Raw genomic sequence first — 23978 nt, 5'->3', positions numbered from 1 at the left:
GCAGGACGTGGTGCGTCAGGACTCGGTCGCGGCGGCGACTTCCGCCGCTTCGGCGAGCGCGTCGAGAAAGCGCGTGCGCCACCAGTGCACGTCGGTCTTGCGCACGATCGCCATCAGCGCGTCGTGGCGCTGGCGGCGTTCGTCGAGCGGCATCGTGAGCGCGCGCTGGATCGCCTGCGCGGTGCCTTGCGTGTCGTACGGATTGACGAGCAGCGCGGGCTTCAACTGCTCGGCCGCGCCCGCGAAACGCGACAGCACGAGCACGCCCGGATCGGCCTCGTCCTGCGCGGCGAGAAACTCCTTCGCGACCAGGTTCATGCCATCGCGCAGCGGCGTGACGAGCGCGACGCGGCTCGCGCGGTAGAGGCCCGGCAAGCGCTTGCGCGCGACCGTGCGGTGGATGTAGCGCATCGGCATCCACTCGAGTTCGCCGTAATCGCCGTTGATCGCGCCGCACAGGCTGTCCATCTCGCGCCGCAGGTCGTCGTACGCGCCGAGATCCTCGCGGCTTGGTGCGGCGATCTGGATCAGCGTCGCGCGGTCGCGGTTCTCCGGATATTGTTCGAGCAACTGACGGAACGCGTGCACGCGCTGCGGCAGCCCCTTCGTGTAGTCGAGCCGGTCGACGCCGACGAGCAACTGGCGACGCGAATACTCGTCGCGCATCCGCTCGAACATGTCGATGCCGTCGCGGTTCTCCGCGAGCGCCGCGAATTCGTCGACGTTGATGCCGATCGGGAACGCACCGGCCGACAGCGTGCGGCCGAACGCGTGCAGGCGGCCGTCCGGTAGCCGCGCGGCGCCGGCTTCCGCCTCGACGTAGTGCTCGAAGTGAAGGAGATCCGATTCGGTCTGGAAGCCGACGAGATCGTAGGCGAACAGCGAGCGCATCAGCCACTCGTGCTCCGGGATCGCGGCCATGATCGGCGGCGGCGGCATCGGAATGTGCAGGAAGAAGCCGATCGGATTCCTGCAGCCCATCGCACGCAGTTCGGCGGCGAGCGGAATCAGCTGGTAATCGTGGACCCAGACGACGTCGTCGGGGCGCAGCAGCGTGCTCAGCTTGCGCGCGAACAACTGGTTCACACGCCGGTAGCCGTCCGCGAAGCGGCGGTCGAACTGCGCGAGATCGAGGCGGTAGTGGAACACCGGCCACAGCACGTTGTTCGAGTAGCCGAGGTAATACGCGTCGTAATCCTGCGGATCGAGATCGATCGTCGCGAGCTGGATGCCGCCGACGTTCTGGATCTGCACGTCGTCGCCGTGCGCGGGGCGTTCGCCGTCGCCGCGCAGCCTGCCGCTCCACCCGAACCAGACGCCGCCCGATTCCTGCAGGCTGTCTTTCACGGCCACGGCAAGCCCGCCTGCCGCGGCTTTACGGGGATCTGCAATGCGATTGGATACGACGACGAGTCGGCTCACCAGCTCTCCTGCGAATGGTTGGGGAAGGTTCGTGCGGCCAGGGCGCGAGGCGGACGCCGCCATCGACGCGTGGCGCGATGGGGCCGCGATACGAGCGGACGGGAATCAGGGAACGCGATTCGCCGTTCGAACGTGGAGTGCTTTTTTTAGGATACTCGTCATTCGCATGATTTAAAAGTGCATGACCGTGATCGGCGAATTCGCAGGCGGTTCAACACTTGCCGTTTCGCGTGCAGGGCGGGCGGGACCGGAAATTGCGCTGCAGCGTGTGCAGCGAGAGGCGGCGATCCTGGAGAAAGGGGATCGTGGACGGACGCGCCCGATCGTGCTCCGTGTCGATCGAAATTGCTTCGATCGATCGCGATTTGCGTGGTCGACGCGCGCGAGGATGCGTGCCGCGGACACATGGAGCGTGCCGCGCGACGCCTGGCGTTTCAGGTTCGCACGAGCGCGACGACCGTCGCACGCAGGCGGTGGCGATGCGCAGCCGGGCCGTGTTACGTGCGACGCGTTACGCGTGACACGCGTGACACGTTATGCGGCAGCAGCCTGCCAGTGCGACGCGCTGTCGTCTGCTTGCGCACGCGCGTGTGCCGACGCTGCATGTTCGCCGGCCGGCATCCGGAACGCGGACACCGTCTCCGACAGATCGCGGCCCTGCGCCTCGAGCGATTTCGACGCGGCCGCAGCCTGTTCGACGAGTGCCGCGTTCTGCTGCGTCGTCTCGTCCATCTGCGTGATCGTCAGGTTCACCTGGTCGATGCCGCGGCTCTGTTCGGCCGATGCGGCCGCGATTTCACCCATGATGTCGGTGACGCGCGCGACGGCTCGCGTCACGTCCGACATCGTCTTGCCGGCTTCGCCCGCGAGCGCCGAGCCGTCCTGGATCGTCTGTACCGACGCCGAGATCAGTTCCTTGATTTCCTTCGCGGCCGTGGACGAACGTTGCGCGAGGCTGCGCACCTCGCTCGCGACGACCGCGAAGCCGCGGCCCTGTTCGCCCGCGCGTGCCGCCTCGACTGCCGCGTTCAGCGCGAGGATGTTGGTCTGGAATGCGATGCCTTCGATGATCCCGGTGATGTCCGCAATTTTCGACGAGCTGTTGCCGATCTCCGTCATCGTATCGACCACGCGGCCGACCACCGCGCTGCCGCGCAGCGCGACGTCCGACGCGTTCGCGGCGAGCGTGCTCGCCTGCTGCGCGTTCTCCGCGTTCAGGCGCACCGTCGACGTGAATTGCTCCATCGTCGCGGCGGTCTCCTGCAGCGATGCGGCCTGTTCCTCGGTGCGCTGGCTCAGGTCGAGATTGCCCGATGCGATCTCGCCTACCGCATGCGCGATGCTGTTCGACGAATCGCGCACGCGACCGACGATGTCGATCAGCCGCGCATTCATCGTGCGCAGCGCGTCGAGCAGGTCGCGCGTCTCGTCGTTGCCGCTCACGCTGATACGGCTGCCGAGATCGCCATTGGCCACCGTGCGCGCGACGTCGACTGCCGCGACGATCGGTGCGGTGATCCTGCGCGTCAGCCACAGGCCGCCGCCAACCGCCACCGCGATCGCGATTGCGCAGATGGCCAGCAGCAAGTTGCGCTCGAGCGCGTAGCGATCCGAGAATGCCTGCGCGATCGCGACTTCACGCTCGTGCGTATAGGTTGCGTACGCATCGGTCGCGCGAACAAGTTGCGCAAGCAACGGACGGCAGCGATTGTCGATATCGGCGGTCGCCTCGTCCTTCTTGCCGGCCTGCGCGAGCCCGACGATATTCAGCGCGACGGGCCCGTAGCTCGCTTCGACGCGCACGATCTCGGCGACCAGTTCGCGCGCGCGGTCGGTCGTGTCGGTCGCATTCGCCATCATGTCCTTCAGCTTCGCGAGACGGTCCTGCACGTCCTTGTGCGCCTGCTGCACTTCTGCCAGTTCGAGCTGAATGTCGGACGGCGTGGTCACGAGCACCAGGTTGCGCGCGGCGATCGCGCGCCGGTCGACCGCCGTGCGGATTTGCGCGGACAGGTTTGCGCGCGCATTGACGCCGTTCATGTACCGGGAAAACTCGTCGTTCGTATCGGACAGCGCTTTCAGCGCCATGCCCGACACGACCACGACGACCACGGCGAGCAAACCGAAGCCGCCAAGCAGTTTTGCCTTGATTGTTATTCTGGCGATTTTCACGATGTGCCTCTGTGCGAGTGGTTGGCGATGGGAATTTGTTGTTCGACCGCGTGCAGGCCCGTGCCGTCATTAACGGGAATGCCGGATATTTCTTTACCCATCGAAAACCCTGATATTTATTTTATTTCGCTTGGAACCCTCGCCGGCTGGGCTTTCTCGATCCGGATCAAGGCTCGGGAATCATCAATGATCGTCGCGTTCATACGCGGACATAAAAATCGACTTTTTACCGAAAGTTAATACGTTCTGGTCGGTTTCTCAAATCGCCAGATTGGTATGTTCCTTGATTTACGGGTGAATCGCGCATTTACGTTCGGACGCTCGGGAACGCCCGATTTGGCCCTGTAAAAGAGGCTAAGAACGTGCGCCCGTTCGACCCGGCCCGCGGTCGGCGCTGCGGGCCGTCCGGCGATCAGAACGTCGTGCGCAGGCCGGCCATCATGCTGCGGCCGCCTTGCGGTGCGAAGCCGCGCACGACCGAGGTCGCATAGCGGATCTCCTGGTTCGTCAGGTTGTCGCCGCGCAGGTACGCGAGCCAGTGCGTCGCGCCGACACGGAACTTGTACGTGAGCATCACGCCGAGCGACGTGTAGCCGTCGGTCGGAACGTCGTTGTCGGGCACGCGGTGCTGCGACCATGCGTGCGTGACCTGTGCGCGCGCACCGAACGGGCCGTAGCCATAGTCGGCCGCGAGCGTCGCGCGCAGCGGCGCGATGCGCGGCAGCGGCTGGCCGGTGTCGACGTTGCGTGCATGCGTGTAGTCGGCGGTCAGTTCCAGGTCGACCGTGTGACCGCGCCGCGAGAACGCGCGCCACTTGCCGTCGAGTTCGACGCCGTAGAACTCGGCGCGCACGCCGCGATAGATTGCTTCGTCGAGCGTATCGCCGGCGCCGGGCGCGACCGGTTCGCCGTCGTCGTTCACGATGCGGCCCGTGTTGTACTCGGTCAGGTAGTTGGAAAAGCGGTTGTAGAACACGCCGACGCTGCCGCGGTTCGGGCCGCTCGCATAGCGTAGCGACAGGTCGGTCGACACGGCCTTTTCCTTCGACGCGTTCGGGTTGCCGATCAGGAACTGGCCGGTCGCGTCGTGCGGGCCGTTCGAGTACAACTCGTAGAAGGTCGGCGCGCGTTCGGTGTACGCGACGTTCGCCGCGACCGACCACACGGGCGTCAGCGAGAACAGCGCGCCGGCCGATACGCTGCCGGCATTGAAGTCGCGCGGCTGCGCGACCGCGAATTTCTCGATACCGGCCGGATCGGGATCGATCTTCACGTGCTCGAAGCGCCCGCCGAGGCTCAGCTTCAGCGCGGGGACGACCTGCCATTCCTCGAGACCGAACAGCGCGACGCTGTTCGTTCGCGTGGACGGCACGAGCATTTCGTCGCCGAGCGCCGAGAACGTGTTCTGGCCGAACTGAATACCGATCGCGCCTTCGAACGGGCCGATCCGGCGATGCCGCGCCTCGATGCGCGCCTCGTAGCCGCGGTTGCGGAAGGTGGTGGCCGTCTCGCCGTTGTCGACTTCCTTGTGGCGATAGTCGGTGTACGCGAAGTCGAACTTCAGCGTCGTGAACGGTCCGCTCAGGTTGCGCACCTCGGACGCGAGCGCGAGGCGCTCCTGGCGCATCCGCAAGCGCACGTCGTCCTCGGCGACGGAGCCGTAGTTCGACTCGTAGCCGCTGTACGACAGGCCCGCGAAGCCATCGGCCCACGTGTACGACGCGCCGAGCGCGCCGCCATGCACGCGGCCGTCGCTGTTCGGCACGTTGCCGTACGGTTGCGGCGTGTCGGGGCTGTCGATCGCCCGTTGCTGGCTGCTGCGCGCGTAGCCGGGAATCCGCAGCTTGCTCGTTTCCCGGTCGAATGCGTCGACATGGAACGCAAAGCGGCCGTTGCCGCCTTCGACCTGCGCGGCGCCCGCGCGCACCGAATTGGCGCCACCGTAGCGCGCGTCGAGCGCGCCCGTCACGCCTTCGATCGCCTCTCGCGGAATCCGGTTGTCGATCGTGTTGACGACCCCGCCGACCGCGTTGCCGCCGTACAGCAGCGCGGCCGGCCCGCGCACGATCTCGACGCGTTCGATCGACAGCGGATCCTGCGGCACCGCGTGGTCGTACGACAGCGACGACGCGTCGTAGGCGGCGACGCCGTTCTGCAGCAGGCGGATCCGGTCGCCGTCCATCCCGCGGATGATCGGGCGGCCGACCATCGGCCCGTAGGTGGTGGTCGATACGCCGGGCAGGCCGTCGAGCGTTTCGCCGAGCGAATCGGCCTGGCGGCGCGTCAGCGCGTCGCCGGACAGTTGCACGGTCGGCGAGATCAGCTCGGTGTCGCCGAGCGGGTTCGCGGTCACGAAAATCGGTGCGAGCGGCGTGGTGTGCGTCGGCGTCGACGAGGCGGGCGTATCGGCCTGTGCGTGCGCGACGGCGGCGAACAGCATCAGCGAAACGGGCGGTAGCGGGCGAAGCGGTAGACGAGGGAGGTCGCGCATGGTCGGTGAATCGATTGGAATGGGTTGGAATCGGATCGGGAAACGAGACATGTGGGTCACCACTTGATACGATATATTGTTGCGTCTGCTACGCGCAGTGACCCGTTTGGATATGACTCGGCGTAACCCGGCCACCCGGGCGGAACGGCTTCAGATGGACGAGTTCGCGAATGATATGTTATATCATCACAAATTCCAAGCGGAACGGCGGTAGCCCACAGGGTCTACGACAACCTGCCGAAATGGCCGAGAACGCGGCGGCGGGGTGTTCAAACCGGCACCGGCACTGGCAGCGCGAGCAACCATGTCTCGCGATGAATCCGCCGCCGGCGCGCACGATTTCTGCCCCGTTGATGCGCATCAATGCGTTCCGGTTTCGAGCCCGGATACTGGCGCGGTCATCGACCAGACAGGAGCGACGCATGACTCAAACCATGAAAGCGGCGGTGGTGCACGCGTTCGGCGAACCGTTGCGCATCGAGGAAGTGCCGATCCCGACGCCGGGCCCTGGCCAGATCCTCGTCAACATCAAGGCGACGGGTGTCTGCCATACGGACCTGCACGCAGCCGACGGCGACTGGCCCGTGAAGCCGACGCTGCCGTTCATTCCCGGACACGAAGGCGTGGGCGTCGTCGCGGCGGTCGGCGCGGGCGTCACGCACGTGCGCGAGGGCGACCGCGTCGGCGTGCCCTGGCTCTACACGGCGTGCGGCCACTGCGAGTACTGCCACACCGGCTGGGAAACCCTTTGCCACGGGCAGCAGAACACCGGCTATTCGGTGAACGGCAGCTACGCGGAATACGTGCTGGCCGATCCCGACTACGTCGGCCATCTGCCCGCGCAGGTCGCGTTCGACGAGATCGCGCCGATCCTGTGCGCGGGCGTAACCGTCTACAAGGGGATTCGCGTCACCGACACGCGTCCGGGCCAGTGGATCGCGATTTCGGGTATCGGCGGGCTCGGCCACGTGGCCGTGCAATACGCGCGCGCGATGGGCCTGCACGTCGCGGCGATCGACGTGTCTCCGGCCAAGCTCGAACTCGCTCGCCAGCTTGGCGCACAACTGACGATCGATGCGTCGACCGACGATCCGGCGAAGGTCATCCAGAAGGAGATCGGCGGGGCGCATGGCGTGCTGGTCACGGCCGTGTCGCGCAGTGCGTTCGCGCAGGCGCTCGGGATGGTGCGGCGTGGCGGCACGGTGGCGCTCAACGGCTTGCCGCCCGGCGATTTCCCGTTGCCGATCTTCTCGACCGTGCTGAACGGCATCACGGTGCGCGGCTCGATCGTCGGCACGCGTCGCGATCTGCAGGAGTCTCTCGATTTCGCGGCGGACGGGCTGGTGCGCGCGCATATCCATCGTGACCGACTCGGCAACATCAACGACATATTCGCGCGGCTGCGCGAAGGGAAGGTCGACGGCCGCATCGTGCTGACCGACATGCATTGACGCGCATTCGGGCACGCTGCCGCGACGCGAGGCGCGTCGCGGCAGCGCTGCGCTCACGCGTGCATCACGGCGCGAAGAACACGTCGGTGCGGTTCGTCAGGTTGCCCGCGTTGGTCTGGACGAAGAACGGATGGAACGACGACGACGGCAGCACGTCGAGCCCCTGGTAATCGCCGATGAAGAAGCCCTCCGCGTTCGGCGCGAGCTTCATGTCGAACGGGCCGCCGACGCGCCGCTCGTCGGCGAACGTGGTGCCGCCGTCGTGCGAGATCTTGCGCCAGAACCCGGTCGGCAGCGTCGTCGTGTTGCCGGCCTGCAGGTCGCGGAAGTCGTAGTAGGTGACCATCACCGAGCCGGCATTGTCGACGCGCACCGACGGATTGAACGCGGCACGCCCGGTCGGCGTGTTCACTTGCAGCGGCGCGCTCCAGCTCGCGCCGCCGTCCTTCGACGTCGACAGCGCGATCTCGTCGTAGTTGCCGCCGTTGAAGCGGCTGTCCTGCCAGACGACGTACAGTTGCCCCGATGCCGGATCGATCGCGGGCTCCGGAATGATGTCGCCGGTGCGTACCGGTTCGCCGGTGTTCGGATCGGTCACGCCGACCGTCTGCAGCCCGGCGATCACCTGCGGCTTCGTCCAGGTCGCGCCGTCGTCGGTCGACTTGATGAACGCGACCTTGCCGGCCGCCTTGCTGAACGGCGGCTGGATCAGGTCGAAGAAGTCGTAGAGCGTACCGGTCTTCGGGTCGACGACGATCTGGTTGCCGATCGTCTGCTGACGCGACGGCACGTTGACGATGACCTTCGCTCTGCTCCACGTCTTGCCGCCGTCGACCGTCTTCGAGAAGAATGTCGGCCCGCGATATGCCTGCGTGTGCAGGTTCGCGTACGGGTTGCCGTTCGGCAGTTCGAGGCGGTCCCACACCGCGTAGGCCGTGCCGGCCTTCACCGGGTTCGCCGTGACCGATTCCTTGTCGTTGAAGAACTGTGTCGTCGGTTCGTCGTTCGCGATCAGTACGGCCGGGCTGCTCCACGTCTGTCCGCCGTCGGTCGACACCGAGGCCGCGACCGCATTGCCGTTGTTCGACTGGTTGAACGAGATCGATACCGAATACGCGGTGCCGTCGGGCCCGAACGACACCCACGGATCTGACGCGCGCTCGTACTTGAGGCCGCCCGGCGCGCAGGCGCTGAACGGTTGCGGCGTGCGCGCCCAGGTCGCACCGCCGTCGAACGTGTAGCCGGCGACGAGCCCGTGGGCGCCGCCGTTCGACCAGCGATCCTGCTGCCACACGCCGATCATGTTGGTCGGGTTCGCCGGATTGACCGAGAGCCATGGTTCGACCTCGGCGTTCACGTAGTTCGTGCCGGGGCCGCCGATGGTGCAGGCGGCGAACGGGCTCGGGCCGGACACGACCACGGGGTCGGCATGCGCGGCCGCGGCGGCGGCCATCGCCATGCCCATCGTGGCGGACAGGCGGGTGAGGCGGGTGACAAGCGAGTGGGATACCATCGTGTGTCGCATGGACTGCTCCTCGTTCACGTGCGGCGGCGATGTCAGGGCGCAGCGGCACGTCGCGCACCGGTACGCGGCGGCAATGGATGCCGTGCCACGCGTCGGATCGTGTCGTTCAGGATGCCGCTTCAGTCATCGCAATCCGCGTGTGCTGGATGCCGCCAGCACGTCGGTCAAGACACCTCTTCGTTTTCATTGCTTGTCGAGTGCGTCCCGGGCTGCGGACGCGACGGGAAGGCCAGTCCGTGCATATGACGAATGCGTCGAAGTGGATAGCAATGTAGGCGATCGGTATGCGGCGCGGGAGGCAATTTTTTGTAACAGGACGTAGCCGGAAAGCGTTGCCGAAGCGGTGCATCCGGAACGCAAAATTTGCCGCCGGAAAGTTCGGAAACCGAATCGAAAGCGCGAATCGGAATTGCTATCGATTACGCGGCATCGTGCCGATGCAGCGCAACGCTGGCGCCGTTCAGCGTTCGGTCGGAAAGCGGTCCTGCAATGCGTGCAGCCAGCGCGCGACGACGTCGAGTTCGGCGTCGGAAAACCCGTCACACAGCTTGCCGTTCAGCTCGCGCAGCGCCACGCGCGCACGCTTGAGCGCCGCTTGTCCTTCGTCGGTCAGGAACAGGCGCGTTGCACGCCCGTCGTCCGAATCGGCGTGACGCGCGAGCAGGCCGGCCTTCGCCATCCGGTCGGCGAGCCCCGTCATCGCGGACGGCGCCAATTGCAGCGCCGCGCCGACTTCGCCGATCAGCGCGCCGTCCTGCCTCGCGAGGCAGAACAGCACGCCGGCCTGCGCGGCGCTGGCGCGCGCATCGGTCTCGGCCTTGCGATCGACCCAGCGCTGCACGCGCCGCTGGCCGATGGTCAACAGGAAAAACAATCGTCGGTCTTCGCTCAAGCTCGGTTCCCGGCTGCAATGGAAAGGGACGGGCGACCCGCCGCGCGCGGCGCGTCGAGTGCCTGCGCGAGCCAGTCTGCGACCGCTGGCCACAGCACGGTGCCTGGCCGGCTGCGGAAGAAACCCATGTGTCCGACCGGTCCGCTGCCCGCGGCGTTCGGATCGATCTGGCGGCGTTCGACGGCCGCCCGGGTCAGGTAGCTTACCAGCAGGTCGATCGCGGGCGGGTTCGCCCACGGATCGTCGTCGAAGCCGAGCGCGAGAATCGGCAACTGCTGCTTCGAGAAGCGCTCGGCTGCCCCGAGCGTCGGATCGTCGAAGAAGTAGCGCGGCAACGTGGTCCAGCGGCTCCACTCGCGGAACACGCCGGCGGGGAGGTCCTCGCCGAGCCCGAGCCGCTTGCCGGGCACGTAGCCGAGCAGCGCGGACGCGAGCGGGCCGAGCACGCGCAGGATCAGCCGCACCTTCAGCCGCTCGGCCGCGCGGGAAATCAGCCGCGTGCTGCCCGCGTGCGCGGCGACGAGCACGGCCGCGCGCAGGTGCGCGGTGCCGGCCGACAGCCCGATCGCGTGACCGCCGACGCTATGCCCGACCGCCAGCAGCGGCAACCCTGCGTACGCGTCGCGCGCCCACGCGATCGCGGCGCCCACGTCGAGTTCGACCCAGTCGCGCATGCGAGCCTGCAGCGCGCTCAGCCGCGCGGGCCGCGACGCACCGATGCCGCGATAGTTGTAGGTCAGCGCCGCGAAGCCGCGTTCGGTCAGGAAGCGCGCGAAGCCCGCGTACAGCCGCTCCGGCACGGCGGTGGCCGGATGGATCAACACCAGCGCGCGCGGCGGCGTGTCCGGCAACCACCGCGTGCCGCGCAGCGTATAGCCGTCGGCGGCGCAAAACTCCACGGGGTCTGACGTCATGGCGATCCTCATTCGGGAAGTTATTTCGTATGCGAAATATAGTTCGTGATTTATTTCGCGCACGAAATATCTATCGAGGAATCATTCGAACGGCGTTGCGCGACGCGTGGCGGCCGGCGTCGCTTCGTGGCGACTCATCCATAAAACATTTGCATCTTTGCATAGAAGAATATTGCGTTTGTCTCATGAAGCGGATCGCCTTATCTTCATCGGTTCCATCCGTGCGCCGGCCGTCGCGGCAAGCGGACCCAAGGGCGACGCCGTCGCGCGGCCGTCCGCCAACCACCGGGGAGATCACGTTGTTGAGCCGAATCGTCACGGCGCTGCTGCTCGCGCTCGCCGCGCAGCCGGGCATCGCCAAAGACACCGTCACGCTGCGCGTCGGTGAACAGAACTACTTCAACATCCAGGCGTCGATGGAGGCGTCCGGCGTGCTGAAGGACCTGCCTTACACGATCGAGTGGAAGCACTTCCAGGCCGCCGCGCCCGTTGCCGAAAGCCTGAACGGCAATGCGATCGACATCGGCTTCCTCGGCGATTCCGCGCTGCTCACGCTGGCCGCGCGCGGCGCGCCGGTGAAAGTGATCGCGGTGTCGCGGCAGAGCCTCGACGGCGTCGCGATCCTCGTGCCGAAGAACTCGCCGGTGCGCACCGTCGCCGACCTGCAGGGCAAGACCGTGGCCGTTTGGCGCGGCGCATGGAGCCAGCAGCTCGTGCTGCGCGCGCTCGAACACGCTGGCCTGCGCGCGGATTCCGTCAAGTACGCTTACCTGATGCCGATCGATGCGACCAACGCGCTCGCGAACGGCTCGGTCGACGCCGTGTCGCTGTGGGAGCCGTTCGTCAGCACGCTCGCGCTGCGGCAAGGCGCGCGGCCGGTGACGACCGCGCAGGGCCTGATGCCCGCGCTGAGCTTCGTCGCGGCGAACGAGCAGGCGGCTACGGCCAGGCGCGCGGAGATCACCGATTTCCTGAAGCGCGTGGTGGCCGCACGCCAGTGGGTCGACAGTCATCCGCGCGAGTATGCCGACCTGTGGGCGAAGCGCGCGAAGCTCGAGCCGGACGTCGCGTACCGCTGGCTCGACAACGCGCACCAGCGCGTGGGCCCCGTCGACGACACGGCCGCGAAGGACGCGCAGAACACGGCCGACTTCCTGCACAAGGCCGGCGTGATTCCGGCCGCCTACGACACGGCGAAGCTGCTCGACCGGTCGTATGCGGGCGCATTCGCGGCGCCCGCGCAAAAGACGGCCGCCGCGCAGTGACCGTGCCGCCACGCCCGCCCGTTCCGATCCACCATCAGAAGGACAACCCGACATGCCCGTCGACATCATCGGCATGATCACCGCGACGCCCGGCGCGGAGGTCGACGTACCGGGCGGCGCCGCCGTTCAGCCCGACTACGTGCGGCGCTTCGCGCAGGCGCACGAAGCCGCCGGCTTCGACCAGATCCTGGTCGGCCATTTCAGCAACGCGGCGGATGGTTTCATCGTCGCGTCGTTCGCGGCCGCCGCGACCGAACGCATCCGCATCCTGCTCGCGCACCGGCCGGGCGTGATCGTGCCGTCGGCGGCCGCGCGGCAGATCGCCACGCTCGACGTGTTCAGCGGCGGCCGGCTCGCGCTGAACGTCGTGTCGGGCGGCGACGATGCCGATCTGCAGCGCGACGGCGATTTCGTGCCGCACGACGCACGCTATCGTCGCACCGGCGAATATCTCGACGTGCTGAAACGCATCTGGCTCGCCGACGCGCCGGTCGATCACGACGGCGCGTTCTATCGGCTGCGCGGTGCGTCGCCGGTCGTGAAGGGCGCGCAGCGCCCGCACGTGCCGATCTATTTCGGCGGTTCGTCGCCGGCCGCGCTGGCGGTGGCCGGGCAACACGCGGACGTCTACATGACGTGGGGCGAGCCGCTCGCCGCGGTGCGCGAGCAGATCGCGCGCGTGCGGGCCGCCGCGGCGCCGTTCGGACGCGCGCCGCGCATCAGCGTGTCGTTCCGGCCGATCGTCGCGAGCACCGAAGCCGCCGCGTGGGAAAAAGCCGAGCGGATCCGTGCGCGCGTGCGCGCGGCGCGGCTCGCGAACGGCCAGCCGATCGACGGTCACGCACCGCAGAATGCGGGCTCGCAACGGTTGATGGCCGCGGCCGCGCAGGGCGACGTGCTCGACGAGCGGTTGTGGATGGGCGTCGCGAACCTGACCGGCGCGCGCTGGAATTCGACCGCGCTCGTCGGCACGCCGGAACAGGTTGCGCGGGCGCTCGGCGCGTATTACCGGCTCGGCGTGTCGACGTTCCTGATTCGCGGTTTCGATCCGCTCGACGATGCGCTGGCCTATGGGCGCGATCTGATTCCGGCGATTCACGCGCATGTCGCGGAACTCGACCGGTATCACGAGGCGGTGACGGCGTAGGCGGCGAAGGTTGTCTTGTCGTTTCGCCCCGGCATGTCGATCGCGGAATGCCGGGGCGATTTCATTTCACGGGTCGGCGCATCGAGTCAGAACGACGGCAACCCAGGCGGATTCGTCTCCGCGCGCGCGACCGCCTCGCTCTGCAACCCCCAGCGCGCCAGCGCCTGCCCGTAGCGGCCGTTGCCGATGAGCGCGTTCGTCGCGAGCGTCAGCGCCGGCGCGAGCCCGCTGCCGCGACGCGTCGCGATCGCGACATCCGCATTCGCCGGCCAGCCCGCGTTGACGACGCCGACCCGGCGAATCCTGCCGTCGCGCGCGGCCTCGTAAGCCAGCGACGCATTCGGGTTCAGCTCGGCATCGGCGCGGCCCGACAGCAGCGCGACGCGGGCGGCCGCATCGTCGTCGAAATAGAGCAGTTCGGTCGCCTTCAGCCCCTGCGCGACATTGCGCCGGCTCCATTCGAGCAGGATGCGCTCCTGGCTCGTGCCCGCACCCGTGATGATGCGCAGGCCCGCGACATCCTTCGGCTCGGCAATCTTCGCGATCGGACTCGCGGTGCGCACGTAGAAGCCGTGCAGCCCGAGCCGATAGGTCGTGAAATCGTATTTCTCCTTGCGCTTCTCGGTCACGCCGACGTTCGAGATCACGGCATCGTACTTGCCCGACGTGAGCCCGAGGGGCCAGTCTGCCCACGCGATCGGCACCAGCACCAGCGTGCGGCCGAGCGCGTCGGCGACGAGCTGCGCATAGTCGGGATCGGCCCCGACCACGGTGCGTGCGTCGGTCGCATAGGTCGACACCGGTGGCGCGTGCGGAGAAATCGCGACCGTGAAGGCTCCGTCGCGTACCCAGCGGTAGCTGCTTGCCGCACGAATCGCCGCATCGTCGCGCGACGCGCGGATCCGGCCGGCCTGGCGCGGATCGAGGTCGGCCGTCGCGGCGGCGTCGGCCGCGTGCCACGGGAGGCCGGCGGCGGCCGCCAGCGTGGCGGTCATGAACTGGCGTCGGTCGATCATCGTCGGTTGCCTCGGAGGTCGTGAGCGGCGCGCATCAGAGCACCCGCGACAGGAACGCGCGCGTGCGCGGATGGGCCGGCGCGTCGAGCACGACGGCGGGCGGGCCCGACTCGACGATGCGGCCGCGCTCCATGAACAGCACGTGGTCCGCGACTTCGCGCGCGAAGCCGATCTCGTGTGTGACGATCACGAGCGTGGTGCCCGAACGCGCCAGCTCCTTGATCACGTCGAGCACTTCGTTGACCAGTTCGGGATCGAGCGCCGACGTCGGCTCGTCGAACAGCAGCACCTTCGGGCGCAACGCGAGCGCCCGCGCGATCGCGACGCGCTGCTGCTGGCCGCCCGACAGCTGGCGCGGGTACGCATCGGCCTTGTCCGCGAGGCCGACGCGCGCGAGCAGCGTGCGCGCGGTGCGCTCGGCCGCCTCGCGCGTGACGCCGCCGACGGCGACCGGCGCCTCGATGAGGTTCTCGAGCACCGTCAGGTGCGGAAACAGGTTGAAGTTCTGGAACACCATCCCGACCGCCGTGCGCCGCTTCAGCACGTCGCGCTCCTTCAGCTCGTGCAGCGCGTCGCCGTCGCGCCGATAGCCGATCAGCTCGCCGTCGATGTCGATGAAGCCGTCGTCGATGCGTTCGAGATGGTTGATCGTGCGCAGCAGCGTCGACTTGCCGGAGCCGGACGGCCCGACGATCACCGTCACGCTGCCGCGCGGCGCGACGAACGACACGTTGTCGAGCACGCGCTGCGTGCCGAACTGCTTCGACACGTTGTGCACGGCGACTTCGCCGCCGGTGCGCGGCACGGGCGCGTCAGCGGTCGTGCCCTGAAGCGTCGCATCGGCCGTTGCGCTGCGTGTCGCCGCACGCCGCCGCAGCGCACCGATGCGCGCCAGCAGGAACGTCAGCGCCGACGGCGGCGGATTGCGCAGCGCGCCGCGCGCATAGTGACGCTCGACCTGGACCTGGATCGCGGACAGCACGGTCAGGATGATCAGGTACCAGACGGTCGCGACCATCAGCAGCGGAATCACCTCGAGATTGCGGCGATAGATGACCTGCACCGTGTAGAACAGTTCGGGCATCGCGAGCACGTAGACCATCGACGTGCCTTTCGCGAGCGTGATCAGGTCGTTGAACGCGGTCGGCAGGATCGCGCGCATCGCCTGCGGCAACACGATCCGCGTGGTCTGGCGGCCGCGCGGCAAGCCGAGCGCGGCGGCCGCTTCGAGCTGCCCCTGGTCGACCGCGAGAATGCCGCCGCGAATCACTTCCGCGGAAAACGCCGCGTGGTTCAGCGTGAGACCGAGCACGGCCGCGAGGAACGGGCTGATCAGGTCGGTGGTCGGCGTGTCGAACCACACGATGTTGGTGAACGGCACGCCGAGCCGCACGTGTTCGTACAGGTAGCCGAGGTTGTTGAGGATCAGCAGCAGCACGATCAGCGGAATCGACCGGAACAGCCACACGAACGTCCACGCGCTCGCGGCGAGCAGGCGCGAGCGCGACAGCCGGGCCAGCGCGACCAGCGCGCCGAGCGCGAAGCCGAACACCGCGCCGAGGAGCGTCAGCACCAGCGTGCGCGCGAGCCCGGACAGCACCGGCGGCGACAGGAACCATTCGGCGAACACGGGCCAGCCCCATTGCGGGTTGCCGAGAATCGAATGCAGCGCGAGCGCGATCAGCACGAGCGCGAGCACGGCGCCGACCGTGCGCGACCGGTGCCGGGCCGGCACGATCCGCGGGCGCGTGCCGGCGTCTCGGGCGTGGGAGGAAGCAAGCGGCAGCGCGCCGCCGAGATGTGTCGTGTCGCTCATGTCGGTGAGGGTCCTCGATCGAGTTGGCCGGGTGCGGCGGGCGAGGCGCAGCGCCGGCGTCAGGCGTGCGCTTCGGCCGCGTCGCCGTGTTGTTGCACCGCGCCGGGCGCCGCATGGCGGCTCGCCTTGCGCGGCAGGCCGAGGTGGTCGCGCAGCGTGCTGCCCGGCAGGTCGCGGCGGTAGCGGCCGCGCGCCTCGAGCACCGGAATCACGAGTTCGACGAAGTCGTCGACGCCCTGGGCCTGCACCGGGAAGCCGAGGATGAAGCCGTCGCCGGCACCGGCGTCGTGCCAGCGGATCAGCTCGTCGGCGACGTGCTCGGCCGTGCCGATGAAGTTCGGTCGCGGCGTCGCGACGGCGAGTGCCGTCTCGCGCAGCGTGAGGTGCTTGCGCTTCGCGTCGGCCTTGATCCGGTCGGTGGTCGAGCGGAAGCTGTTGCGACCGATGTCGCCGAGTTCGGGGAACGGCGCGTCGAGCGCGTACTGCGTGAAATCGTGGTGATCGAAATAGCGGCCGAGATACGCGAGCGCCTCGTCGATCGTCAGGAGGTCGCGAATCGCCTGGTATTTGTCTTCCGCCTCGGCCGCCGTGCGGCCGACGATCGGCCCGACGCCGGGGAAGATCTTCACGTCGCCCGGCTGCCGCCCGTGCTCGACCGCGCTTTGCTTCACGCGCCGCGTGAACGCGGCCGTTTCGTCGAGCGACGGCGAATGCGTGAACACGGCGTCCGCATACTTGCCCGCGAGCCCGATGCCGGTGTCGGACGAGCCGGCCTGGAAGATCACCGGCTGCCCCTGCGGCGAGCGCTGGATGTTCAGCGGACCGGCAACCTGGAAGAAGCGGCCGTGGTGGTCGAGCGTATGCAGCTTGTCGCGATCGAAGAAGCGCCCGGTCGCGCGATCGCGCACGAACGCGTCGTCGTCCCAGCTGTCCCACAGCCCCTGCACGACGTCGAGGTATTCGTCGGCGATTTCGTAGCGCAGTTCGTGATCGGGATGCGCCTTGCCGAAATTCTTCGCGGTGCCTTCGAGCGGCGTCGTCACGACGTTCCAGCCCGCGCGCCCGCCGCTGATCGCGTCGAGCGACGCGAGCTGACGCGCGACCGTGAACGGCTCGCTGTACGACGTCGAGATCGTGCCCGCGAGGCCGATCTTCTTCGTCGCGACCGCGAGCGCCGACAGCACGGTGAGCGGCTCGAAGCGGTTCAGGAAGTGCGGGATCGACTTCTCGTTGATGTAGAGGCCGTCCGCGACGAACGCGAATGCGATGCCGGCGGCTTCCGCCTTGCGCGCGATGCCGATCGCGAAGTCGAGGTTGATGCTCGCGTCCGGCGGGTTGCTCGGATGCCGCCATGCGTTCATGTGGCTGCCTGCGCCTTGCAGCATCAGGCCGAAGGGAATCGATCGTCGGGTCGTCATGGGCGCGTCACGCGTTCTGGTCGGGGGAAGGGAAACGTTCGGCGGCGAGGGCCGCCTGCACGGGCGTGATCGACTGCGCGCCGCCGAGCCATTCGGCAGACGCGAGCCGCGCCGCGTAGTCGGTCACCGGCGAGTCGATCACGAATGCATCGACGTCGAGCCGCCGGCTCAGCGCGTCGAGCGCGCGGTGCACGCGCTCCGGCGTATCGGCCAGCACGGTCGGACGCAACTCGTCGATCCGGTAGTCGGACGCGCCGCTCTGCCGCGCGAATTCGGCGGCGGCGTGCGCGCTCGCCAGGTTGAAGCTCTGGCCGCCGGCGAATTGCAGCTTGAAGATCTTCAGCGGGCCGATCAGTTGCTCGGCTTCGTCGCGGGTCGGCGCGGCGACGGCGTACAGCGCGACGATCGGGCGTGTGCCGCCCGCGTCGCGGTACGCGGCCAGCGAACGTTCGAGGTTCGCGTCGTCGCCGTTGAAGTGCCCCGCGTAGCAGAAGCGCCAGCCGTGGCGGGCGGCGAGCGCGCCGCTATCGGGCGAGCCGCCGAGCAGGATGCGTTCGGGCGCGTGCGGCGGCACCGGCATCGCGACGGCGCCGGCGAGCGGATGGTCTTCGGCGACGCCCCAGCCGAGGAACGCGTCGAGTTCCGCGAGCTGGCCCGCGAAGTCGGGCTTCTTCGCCTTGTCGTGAAACCACTGAAGCGCACGCGTGGTCAGCGGTAGCCCGCCGGGCGCCTTGCCGATGCCGAGATCGACGCGGCCTGGCCCGAGCGCGGCAAGCAGCTTGAACGACTCGGCGACCTTGAACGGGCTGTAGTGTTGCAGCATCACGCCGCCGGAACCGACGCGAATGCGCGACGTGTGCGCGAGCAGGTGCGCGACGACGATCTCGGGCGCGGAGCTCGCGAAGCCCGGCGCGCCGTGATGCTCGGCAATCCAGAAGCGCTCGTAGCCGAGCTGTTCGGCGCGTCGCGCGAGGGTGGTCGTGAAGCGCAGCGCGTCGGCGGCGGTCGCGCCGTCGGCGATCGGGCTTTTGTCCAGCAATGAAAGCGAATAAGACATGGTGTCGGCGTTCCGGCGAGGGCGTGGACGGGCGGCGCTCAGATCTTCGGCAAGCCCGGCGGATTCGTGCGCGACTGGTCGATCGCTTCGGAGGCGAGGTTCCAGCGATCGAGAATCTGCTGATAGCGGCCGTTCCTGATCAGCCCGTTCAGCGCGATCGTCAGCGGATCGGCGAGCCCGCTGCCGCGGCGCGTCGCGATCGCGATGTCGGCCGTGCGCGGCCAGCCGCCGCTGATTGCGCCAACGAGGCGCGTCTTGCCCTGCTGCGCGCTCTGGTAGGCGAGCACCGAGTTCACGCTGAACACGGCATCGGCGCGGCCCGACTGCACGGCGACGATCCGCATCGCCTGGTCGTCGTAGTACTGGACCTGCACGGGCTTCAGGCCGTGCGCGACGTTCTCGCGATCCCACGCGAGCAGGATCTTTTCCTGGTTGGTGCCGGCATCGGTGACGATGCGCAGCCCCGCGACGTCCTTCGGCTCGCGGATCGACTGGATCTTGCTGTCGATGCGCACGTAGAAGCCGACCTGGTCCTTGCGGTAGGTCGAGAAATCGAACTTCTGCTTGCGCTCCTCGGTGACGGTGACGTTCGAGATCACCGCGTCGACTTTCCCCGATTCGAGCGCGAGCGGCCAGTCGGCCCACGCAAGCGGGACGATCTTCAGCTTGCGGCCGAGGCTGTCGGACACGAGCTGGCCGACGTCCGCGTCAAAGCCGATCACCGTGCGCGCGTCGGTCGCATACGAACTGATCGGCGGCAGGCTCGGCGCGACGCCGATCGTCAGCGTGCCGGCCTCGGCGAACCTGAACGACGCGGGCACCGCGCGCTCGACGGCCGCATCGGCCGCACCGCGCGGGCGGCCGCGTTGCTCGGGGCTCAGGTCGAAGGTCGCGGCGGCCGCGGCGATCGCGGTCACGCCGATCAGCGCGGCGGCCAGCGTGCGGATTGCGCGCGGCGTGAAGGGTACGGCTCGTTGCATGGATGTGTCCTGTTGTCGTCGTGTCTTGGGGAACGGGAGAGCGGAATCGGATGGCGCGGGGCGTTCAGCGCGGCAGCACGGCCTCGGGCAGCGGCGCCCGCAGGTCGGCGAGCGTCGACGTGCGCGACGGATCGGCGAGATCCTTGCCGAAGCGCAGGTGGAAATACGCTTCCGGGTCGATCGACGAATCGAACAGCCGCGTATAGCCGGTGCGGTCGTACAGCGCCCACGCTTCGGGCTGGCGAAAGCCGGTGGTCAGGTACACGCGTCGATAGCCCTGCTGCGCGGCGCGCAGTTCGAGTGCGTCGACGATCAGGCGCGCGAGCCCCTGTCGGCGCAGGTCCGCGCGGGTCCAGATGCGTTTGAGTTCGGCGGTCTGCGCGTCGTAGCGCTTGAACGCGCCGCCGCCGATCGTTTCGCCGTCGCGCAGCAGCAGCACAAACGCGCCTTCGGGCGGCGCGAACAGCTCGGCCGGGTAGCGCGCGAGTTCGTCGCGTGCGGACGCACGGCTGTCGGGGCGGTACGCGTCGTAGCGCGTCGCGTATTCGTCGATCAGCGCGTCGATCAGCGGCTGGGCGCGGACGTCGAGCGGCGTCGTGTCGATGAGGCGGTCGTTCGTGGCCATGGGCATCGCGAAGGGCGCGCGATGCGGACGTTCCTGGCGGGGGCGGGCCACGGGGCCCGCCCGGTCTGTTCCGTTATCGCGACGCGGTTGTCGTGATGACGGCGGCCACGGTGCTTCCTGCGCTGCATCCGGCGTGCCGCCGCCGTTTCGAACACGTTAGCGGCGCGACCGGCAAAGACGAACGAAGCAATTTCGATAAGGATTTCGCGGGGTGCGTCAGAAGGCTTGCAGGGGGAGTGGGGTGGGCGGAGAAACCGGTGTCGATCAGGCGTATCACCCGATGACGCGCGGCGGCGTCGACGCCTCCGCCAGCTGAAACAGGCAATCGCCGCGCCGCACCTGCGCGGGCACGCGCTTGCACACCACTTCGCCGTCGCCCTTGAAGCGGTGCAGCACCGGTTCGCGCAGCGGCGTGTCGGGGAAGTGCACCCACGCGGCCGGCTGGCCGGCCTTCACCTGGTCGCCGAGTTCGACGAGCGGTTCGTACAGCCCGCGCTCGTACGCGTAGACGAAGTGGCGATCGCCGTCGACGCGCAGGAAGCGCGTGACGGTCGGCGGCGCGTCGGGCACGAGCGCGCCGTGCAGCAGGCCGATATGGCCGAGGTAGTGCAGCAGCCCGTGGCGGCCGAGCCGGATCAGCGACGGATCGGCCATCCCCGCGCCGCCGAGCTCGGTCACGATCGAGATCGCGCCCTGCCGGCGCGCGGCCGATGCCGAGTGCACCGGGTTCGGCGCGTGCAGCAGCGCGTTCGGCAGCCCGAACGCGACCAGCAGCCCGTTGAGCTTCGCCGCCTCGTCGTCGTCGAGCGGGTCGATCGCGAGCATGTTGCCGCCCTGGTACAGCAGCGAGCTGCCGCCCGAATGCAGGTCGACCAGATACTGCGCGCGCGACAGCAGCGCATGCTCGATGTAATGCGCGATCATCTGCGTCGGCGTGCCGGTCGGGTCGCCGGGGAAGCTGCGATTCAGGTTGCCTTCGTCGAGCGGCGACACGCGCAAGCCTGCATCGGCCGCGGGGAAATTCGCCATCGGCAGCAGGATCAGTTGCCCGCTCACCATCTCCGGATCGATCTCGCGCATCAGCTGCGACACGATGATCTGGCCTTCGTATTCGTCGCCGTGGTTGCCGGCCATCACGAGCGCGACCGGGCCGTCGCCATTGCGGATCGACGCGATCGGGATCGGCAGCCAGCCGTATGCGGAGCGATGCACGGAATGCGGCAGGCGCAGGTAGCCCGCATGCTTGCCTTGTGCATCGAGATCGATTTCGCAGTGGATGGGATTTCGGTGGGAGGAGGAAGCGGTCATGGCGGCATCGTTCGATGAACGGAATCTGCCATCTTATCGGGAAACGGCCGCCGCGCGGCGTGCGCGACGTGGGCGATGCCGGACGCTGTCAAGCGGCCCGCGCGCGAACCTGCGACATGCGCCATCCGAGCAGCCGCACGCGATGTTGCAGCGGTGATACGCATGCCGGCGCGCGGCCGCCCGCGCACGCCGTGTTTCGCGTCGGGCCCCTTGTCGCAACGGGGCCGGCGCGCGCGATCGCTTCAGCGACCGGATGTTTCAGCTTCGATACGGCCTTCTTCCCACAGCGCCCAGAAACGGCTGCCGGCGCGATAGGGATTTGCGCGTCGCGCCGCGTGATCGGTGACGCCCTGGCGAAATGCGCCGTACAGCGTCAGCGGCGGATTGTCGACACACGCGGCTTCACGCGCGGCGGGCGCGCGGTGATCGGAAACGAGCCGCCGGATCAGCGAGGCGCCGTCGATCACGTCAAGTTGATCGCTCGCTTCCGCACGGCTGAGGACTTCGACGGTATTCATGTGTGGGCTCCCTGACATCCTGTTTCCCAGTCAAGGAGCAATAAGGGTGCCAGCCGCGAAAATCCGCTTGCCGCACCGATCGTGCGGGCTTCTGCGGCGAACGTGACGCGCGGTGCGGGCCGATGTTACGGAACACGTCACGTGACACGGGCGAGCGCGGCGGAACACGTGCGCGTATGCGCCGAGCCACGCGACGCGTTTCGGGAATCAATCGCGGGGAAGCGAAAAGGGACGCGCGGGAGGGGCACGCAGTAAAGCGCGGAGGCCGTCGGCGTCAACGAACGCGCGCGCTTAGCTCGTGGTCGCGGGCGCCACGCGCCTGCTTCCTGCCGAATAGAAGCGGTAGATTCCCTTGCCGGCCGACTTCGCTTCGTACAGCGCGCTGTCGGCCTGCCGGATCAGTTCGTCGGCGGAGCCGTGCCCGTCGTCGAGCGCGATGCCGATGCTGATCCCGAAGCTGACGGTCTCGCCGATCGACAGCGCGTACGGCGCCGAGATCTGCCGGATGATCCGCGCGGCGAGGAGCGAGCAGGCCTGCATGGTGGTGGCGTCGAGCGCGACGACGAACTCGTCGCCGCCGATCCGCGCCGCGAGCTCGCCGGGCGGCAGAGTTTTGCCGAGCCGCTCGGCGACCTGCGTGAGCACTTCATCGCCGGCCTGGTGGCCGAACCGGTCGTTGATTGCCTTGAAGCCGTCGAGGTCGAGATACATGACGGCGAGCGTGGCGCCCGGCAGGCGCGGCCGATGCGCGAGCATCCGCTTGAGTTGCGCATGCAGTTCGTGGCGGTTCGGCAATCCCGTCAGCGCGTCGTGTCGCGCGAGGTGCCGGATGTGCTGCTCGCTGCGGCGGCGCGTGGTGACGTCCTCGACGATGACCACCGCGTTGCCGTCCGGCACGCGATGGCGTGTCAGTTCCAGCTGTCGGCCGTCGGCGAGCGTGATGTCGAGCGGCACCGGTTCGTCATGGTTCAGCCAGACGTCGCATTGCACGGCGAGACCTGCACCGTCGGAATCGGTCACCGCGTTCGCGCCGAGCGCCGCGACGACGTCGGGTAGCGGCGTATCGAGCATGATCTCGCGTGGCGAGCCGAACAATTGCGCGGTGCGACGGTTCGCGACGATCACGCGGCTCTCGCCGTCGATCATGCACAGGCCGTGCGGCATGTAGGTGAGGGCGGCGTCGAAGCGCGCGACGAGCTCGGCGTTGCGCTGGCGCGCGGCGATCAGCGCGACCAGCACGCGGTAATGACGCTGGACGACCGTGCGCATGGCCGCGAGATAGATCGCGAGCGGCGGCAGCAGCAGCCATGCGCCGGGCCGGTCGACCAGCAACGCGCCGAGGCCGATCGGCAGGACGCCGAGCGTGACCTGGGTCATCGCGAGCCGCGGCAGCGCCGAATTGCGCGACGCGATCCCGCCGAACACGCCGCCCGCGACCATCACCGACAGCGTGCCGAGCTCGGCGTCGGGCGCCGCCACGCAGCCCATCACGCCGAGGCCGAGCACGAAGCACGCGGCAAGCGACACGGGCGCATAGCGCAGCGCCCAGTATTCGGCGCGATCGTCGCCGGCGGCACGGTGCACTGCATACGCGCGTGCGATCGCGAGTCGCGCGGCGAGCAGGCCGACGTCGACGATGAGCCACACCAAACACCAGAGTTGTTGCAGCCGGATCAGCGCGATCGCCGCGACGAACGCGCTGGCGAGGCCGGACAGCGCCATCGGGCGTACGTCTTCGAACAGCGTGACGAGCATCGACGGGCGTAGCCCGGCCGTCACGCGGTGATTGCCGCAGGGGGGAGTGGCGAGAACGGCGTTCAGGAGGCTTGCCTTGACTGCCATGGCTATTTTGACCTCGACACGATGCGGCGCATTGCCGAGCGCCCCGCACGGCACGTGGCGGGGCGACCGGCGAGCCGGATGCGCACGACATTACCATGAAACGCCGGCCGCGCGTGACG

General features: G+C 68.3%; 18 protein-coding genes. 3 read left to right on the top strand and 15 right to left on the bottom strand.

Annotated features, from left to right (window positions below; genetic code table 11):
- Positions 1–15: 15 nt before the first annotated feature.
- From otsA to DIE11_RS08205, 3 genes are all read right to left on the bottom strand, one after another.
- A complete protein-coding gene (gene otsA / locus DIE11_RS08215) occupies positions 16–1422 on the bottom strand; it encodes an alpha,alpha-trehalose-phosphate synthase (UDP-forming) (RefSeq protein ID WP_124622739.1) in 1407 nt (468 codons plus the stop codon).
- Between the two features lie 534 nt (positions 1423–1956).
- Positions 1957–3594 (bottom strand): methyl-accepting chemotaxis protein, encoded by a 1638-nt coding sequence (locus DIE11_RS08210; protein WP_124622737.1) that lies wholly within the window; start codon positions 3592–3594, stop codon positions 1957–1959.
- A 412-nt stretch (positions 3595–4006) separates the two neighbouring features.
- Entirely contained in the window at positions 4007–6085 is a 2079-nt protein-coding gene (locus DIE11_RS08205) for a TonB-dependent receptor (protein ID WP_260437098.1), read from the bottom strand.
- A 422-nt stretch (positions 6086–6507) separates the two neighbouring features.
- Between DIE11_RS08205 and adhP the strand changes: the two genes are divergently transcribed.
- Positions 6508–7536: an alcohol dehydrogenase AdhP gene (gene adhP, locus DIE11_RS08200; protein WP_059600475.1), complete on the top strand. Its 1029-nt coding sequence runs from the start codon at positions 6508–6510 to the stop codon at positions 7534–7536.
- A gap of 64 nt (positions 7537–7600) precedes the next feature.
- Here adhP and DIE11_RS08195 read toward each other — a convergent pair whose 3' ends face one another.
- From DIE11_RS08195 to DIE11_RS08180, 3 genes are all read right to left on the bottom strand, one after another.
- Entirely contained in the window at positions 7601–9061 is a 1461-nt protein-coding gene (locus DIE11_RS08195) for a sialidase family protein (RefSeq protein WP_124622733.1), read from the bottom strand.
- Positions 9062–9521: 460 nt separating this feature from the next.
- Complete coding sequence (locus DIE11_RS08185; protein ID WP_124622729.1) at positions 9522–9953, bottom strand: MarR family winged helix-turn-helix transcriptional regulator; 432 nt, start codon at positions 9951–9953, stop codon at positions 9522–9524.
- Positions 9950–10867, bottom strand: coding sequence for a serine aminopeptidase domain-containing protein (locus DIE11_RS08180; protein WP_124622727.1), 918 nt, complete (start codon positions 10865–10867; stop codon positions 9950–9952). The genes DIE11_RS08185 and DIE11_RS08180 overlap by 4 nt, the downstream gene beginning before the upstream one ends.
- 299 nt (positions 10868–11166) lie before the next feature.
- Between DIE11_RS08180 and DIE11_RS08175 the strand changes: the two genes are divergently transcribed.
- Positions 11167–12132, top strand: a complete 966-nt coding sequence (locus DIE11_RS08175) for an ABC transporter substrate-binding protein (protein WP_124622725.1) — start codon at positions 11167–11169, stop codon at positions 12130–12132.
- A 52-nt stretch (positions 12133–12184) separates the two neighbouring features.
- The gene (locus DIE11_RS08170) at positions 12185–13279 is read left to right on the top strand and encodes an LLM class flavin-dependent oxidoreductase (RefSeq protein ID WP_124622723.1); all 1095 of its coding nucleotides are present in this window, start codon (positions 12185–12187) and stop codon (positions 13277–13279) included.
- A gap of 86 nt (positions 13280–13365) precedes the next feature.
- Here DIE11_RS08170 and DIE11_RS08165 read toward each other — a convergent pair whose 3' ends face one another.
- The 9 genes from DIE11_RS08165 to DIE11_RS08125 all read right to left on the bottom strand — a co-directional run bounded on the left by DIE11_RS08165 (position 13366) and on the right by DIE11_RS08125 (position 23859).
- A complete protein-coding gene (locus DIE11_RS08165; RefSeq protein ID WP_124622722.1) occupies positions 13366–14295 on the bottom strand; it encodes an ABC transporter substrate-binding protein in 930 nt (309 codons plus the stop codon).
- Between the two features lie 34 nt (positions 14296–14329).
- The gene (locus tag DIE11_RS37365; protein ID WP_124622720.1) at positions 14330–16111 is read right to left on the bottom strand and encodes an amino acid ABC transporter permease/ATP-binding protein; all 1782 of its coding nucleotides are present in this window, start codon (positions 16109–16111) and stop codon (positions 14330–14332) included.
- 59 nt (positions 16112–16170) lie between these two features.
- Complete coding sequence (locus tag DIE11_RS08155) at positions 16171–17529, bottom strand: LLM class flavin-dependent oxidoreductase (RefSeq protein ID WP_124622718.1); 1359 nt, start codon at positions 17527–17529, stop codon at positions 16171–16173.
- A 7-nt stretch (positions 17530–17536) separates the two neighbouring features.
- Positions 17537–18586 (bottom strand): LLM class flavin-dependent oxidoreductase, encoded by a 1050-nt coding sequence (locus DIE11_RS08150; protein WP_059679477.1) that lies wholly within the window; start codon positions 18584–18586, stop codon positions 17537–17539.
- 38 nt (positions 18587–18624) lie between these two features.
- Positions 18625–19566 carry an ABC transporter substrate-binding protein gene (locus DIE11_RS08145; RefSeq protein ID WP_124622716.1) on the bottom strand — a complete coding sequence of 314 codons (942 nt, stop codon included), beginning with the start codon at positions 19564–19566 and terminating at the stop codon, positions 18625–18627.
- Between the two features lie 64 nt (positions 19567–19630).
- Positions 19631–20191: a GNAT family N-acetyltransferase gene (locus DIE11_RS08140; RefSeq protein ID WP_124622715.1), complete on the bottom strand. Its 561-nt coding sequence runs from the start codon at positions 20189–20191 to the stop codon at positions 19631–19633.
- 273 nt (positions 20192–20464) lie between these two features.
- On the bottom strand, positions 20465–21499 hold the full coding sequence (locus tag DIE11_RS08135) for a succinylglutamate desuccinylase/aspartoacylase family protein (RefSeq protein WP_124622713.1): 1035 nt from the start codon (positions 21497–21499) through the stop codon (positions 20465–20467).
- A gap of 242 nt (positions 21500–21741) precedes the next feature.
- On the bottom strand, positions 21742–22017 hold the full coding sequence (locus tag DIE11_RS08130; protein WP_059600470.1) for a hypothetical protein: 276 nt from the start codon (positions 22015–22017) through the stop codon (positions 21742–21744).
- A 291-nt stretch (positions 22018–22308) separates the two neighbouring features.
- Positions 22309–23859, bottom strand: coding sequence for a sensor domain-containing diguanylate cyclase (locus tag DIE11_RS08125; protein WP_124622711.1), 1551 nt, complete (start codon positions 23857–23859; stop codon positions 22309–22311).
- Positions 23860–23978: the final 119 nt, after the last annotated feature.

Origin of the sequence: Burkholderia sp. Bp9012 (assembly GCF_003853825.1) — a bacterium.
In the GTDB taxonomy this organism is placed as follows: domain Bacteria; phylum Pseudomonadota; class Gammaproteobacteria; order Burkholderiales; family Burkholderiaceae; genus Burkholderia; species Burkholderia diffusa.
The sequence above is the reverse complement of the archived record's forward strand: the minus strand, read 5'-3'. Positions and strand labels throughout refer to the sequence as shown.

Coding starts and splice junctions, on each gene's coding strand:
- DIE11_RS08205 (WP_260437098.1), bottom strand. CDS start 6,085: ATGCGCGACCTCCCTCGTCTACCGCTTCGCCCGCTACCGCCCGTTTCG.
- adhP (WP_059600475.1), top strand. CDS start 6,508: ATGACTCAAACCATGAAAGCGGCGGTGGTGCACGCGTTCGGCGAACCG.
- DIE11_RS08195 (WP_124622733.1), bottom strand. CDS start 9,061: ATGCGACACACGATGGTATCCCACTCGCTTGTCACCCGCCTCACCCGC.
- DIE11_RS08180 (WP_124622727.1), bottom strand. CDS start 10,867: ATGACGTCAGACCCCGTGGAGTTTTGCGCCGCCGACGGCTATACGCTG.
- DIE11_RS08170 (WP_124622723.1), top strand. CDS start 12,185: ATGCCCGTCGACATCATCGGCATGATCACCGCGACGCCCGGCGCGGAG.
- DIE11_RS08165 (WP_124622722.1), bottom strand. CDS start 14,295: ATGATCGACCGACGCCAGTTCATGACCGCCACGCTGGCGGCCGCCGCC.
- DIE11_RS37365 (WP_124622720.1), bottom strand. CDS start 16,111: ATGAGCGACACGACACATCTCGGCGGCGCGCTGCCGCTTGCTTCCTCC.
- DIE11_RS08155 (WP_124622718.1), bottom strand. CDS start 17,529: ATGACGACCCGACGATCGATTCCCTTCGGCCTGATGCTGCAAGGCGCA.
- DIE11_RS08150 (WP_059679477.1), bottom strand. CDS start 18,586: ATGTCTTATTCGCTTTCATTGCTGGACAAAAGCCCGATCGCCGACGGC.
- DIE11_RS08145 (WP_124622716.1), bottom strand. CDS start 19,566: ATGCAACGAGCCGTACCCTTCACGCCGCGCGCAATCCGCACGCTGGCC.
- DIE11_RS08140 (WP_124622715.1), bottom strand. CDS start 20,191: ATGGCCACGAACGACCGCCTCATCGACACGACGCCGCTCGACGTCCGC.
- DIE11_RS08135 (WP_124622713.1), bottom strand. CDS start 21,499: ATGACCGCTTCCTCCTCCCACCGAAATCCCATCCACTGCGAAATCGAT.
- DIE11_RS08130 (WP_059600470.1), bottom strand. CDS start 22,017: ATGAATACCGTCGAAGTCCTCAGCCGTGCGGAAGCGAGCGATCAACTT.
- DIE11_RS08125 (WP_124622711.1), bottom strand. CDS start 23,859: ATGGCAGTCAAGGCAAGCCTCCTGAACGCCGTTCTCGCCACTCCCCCC.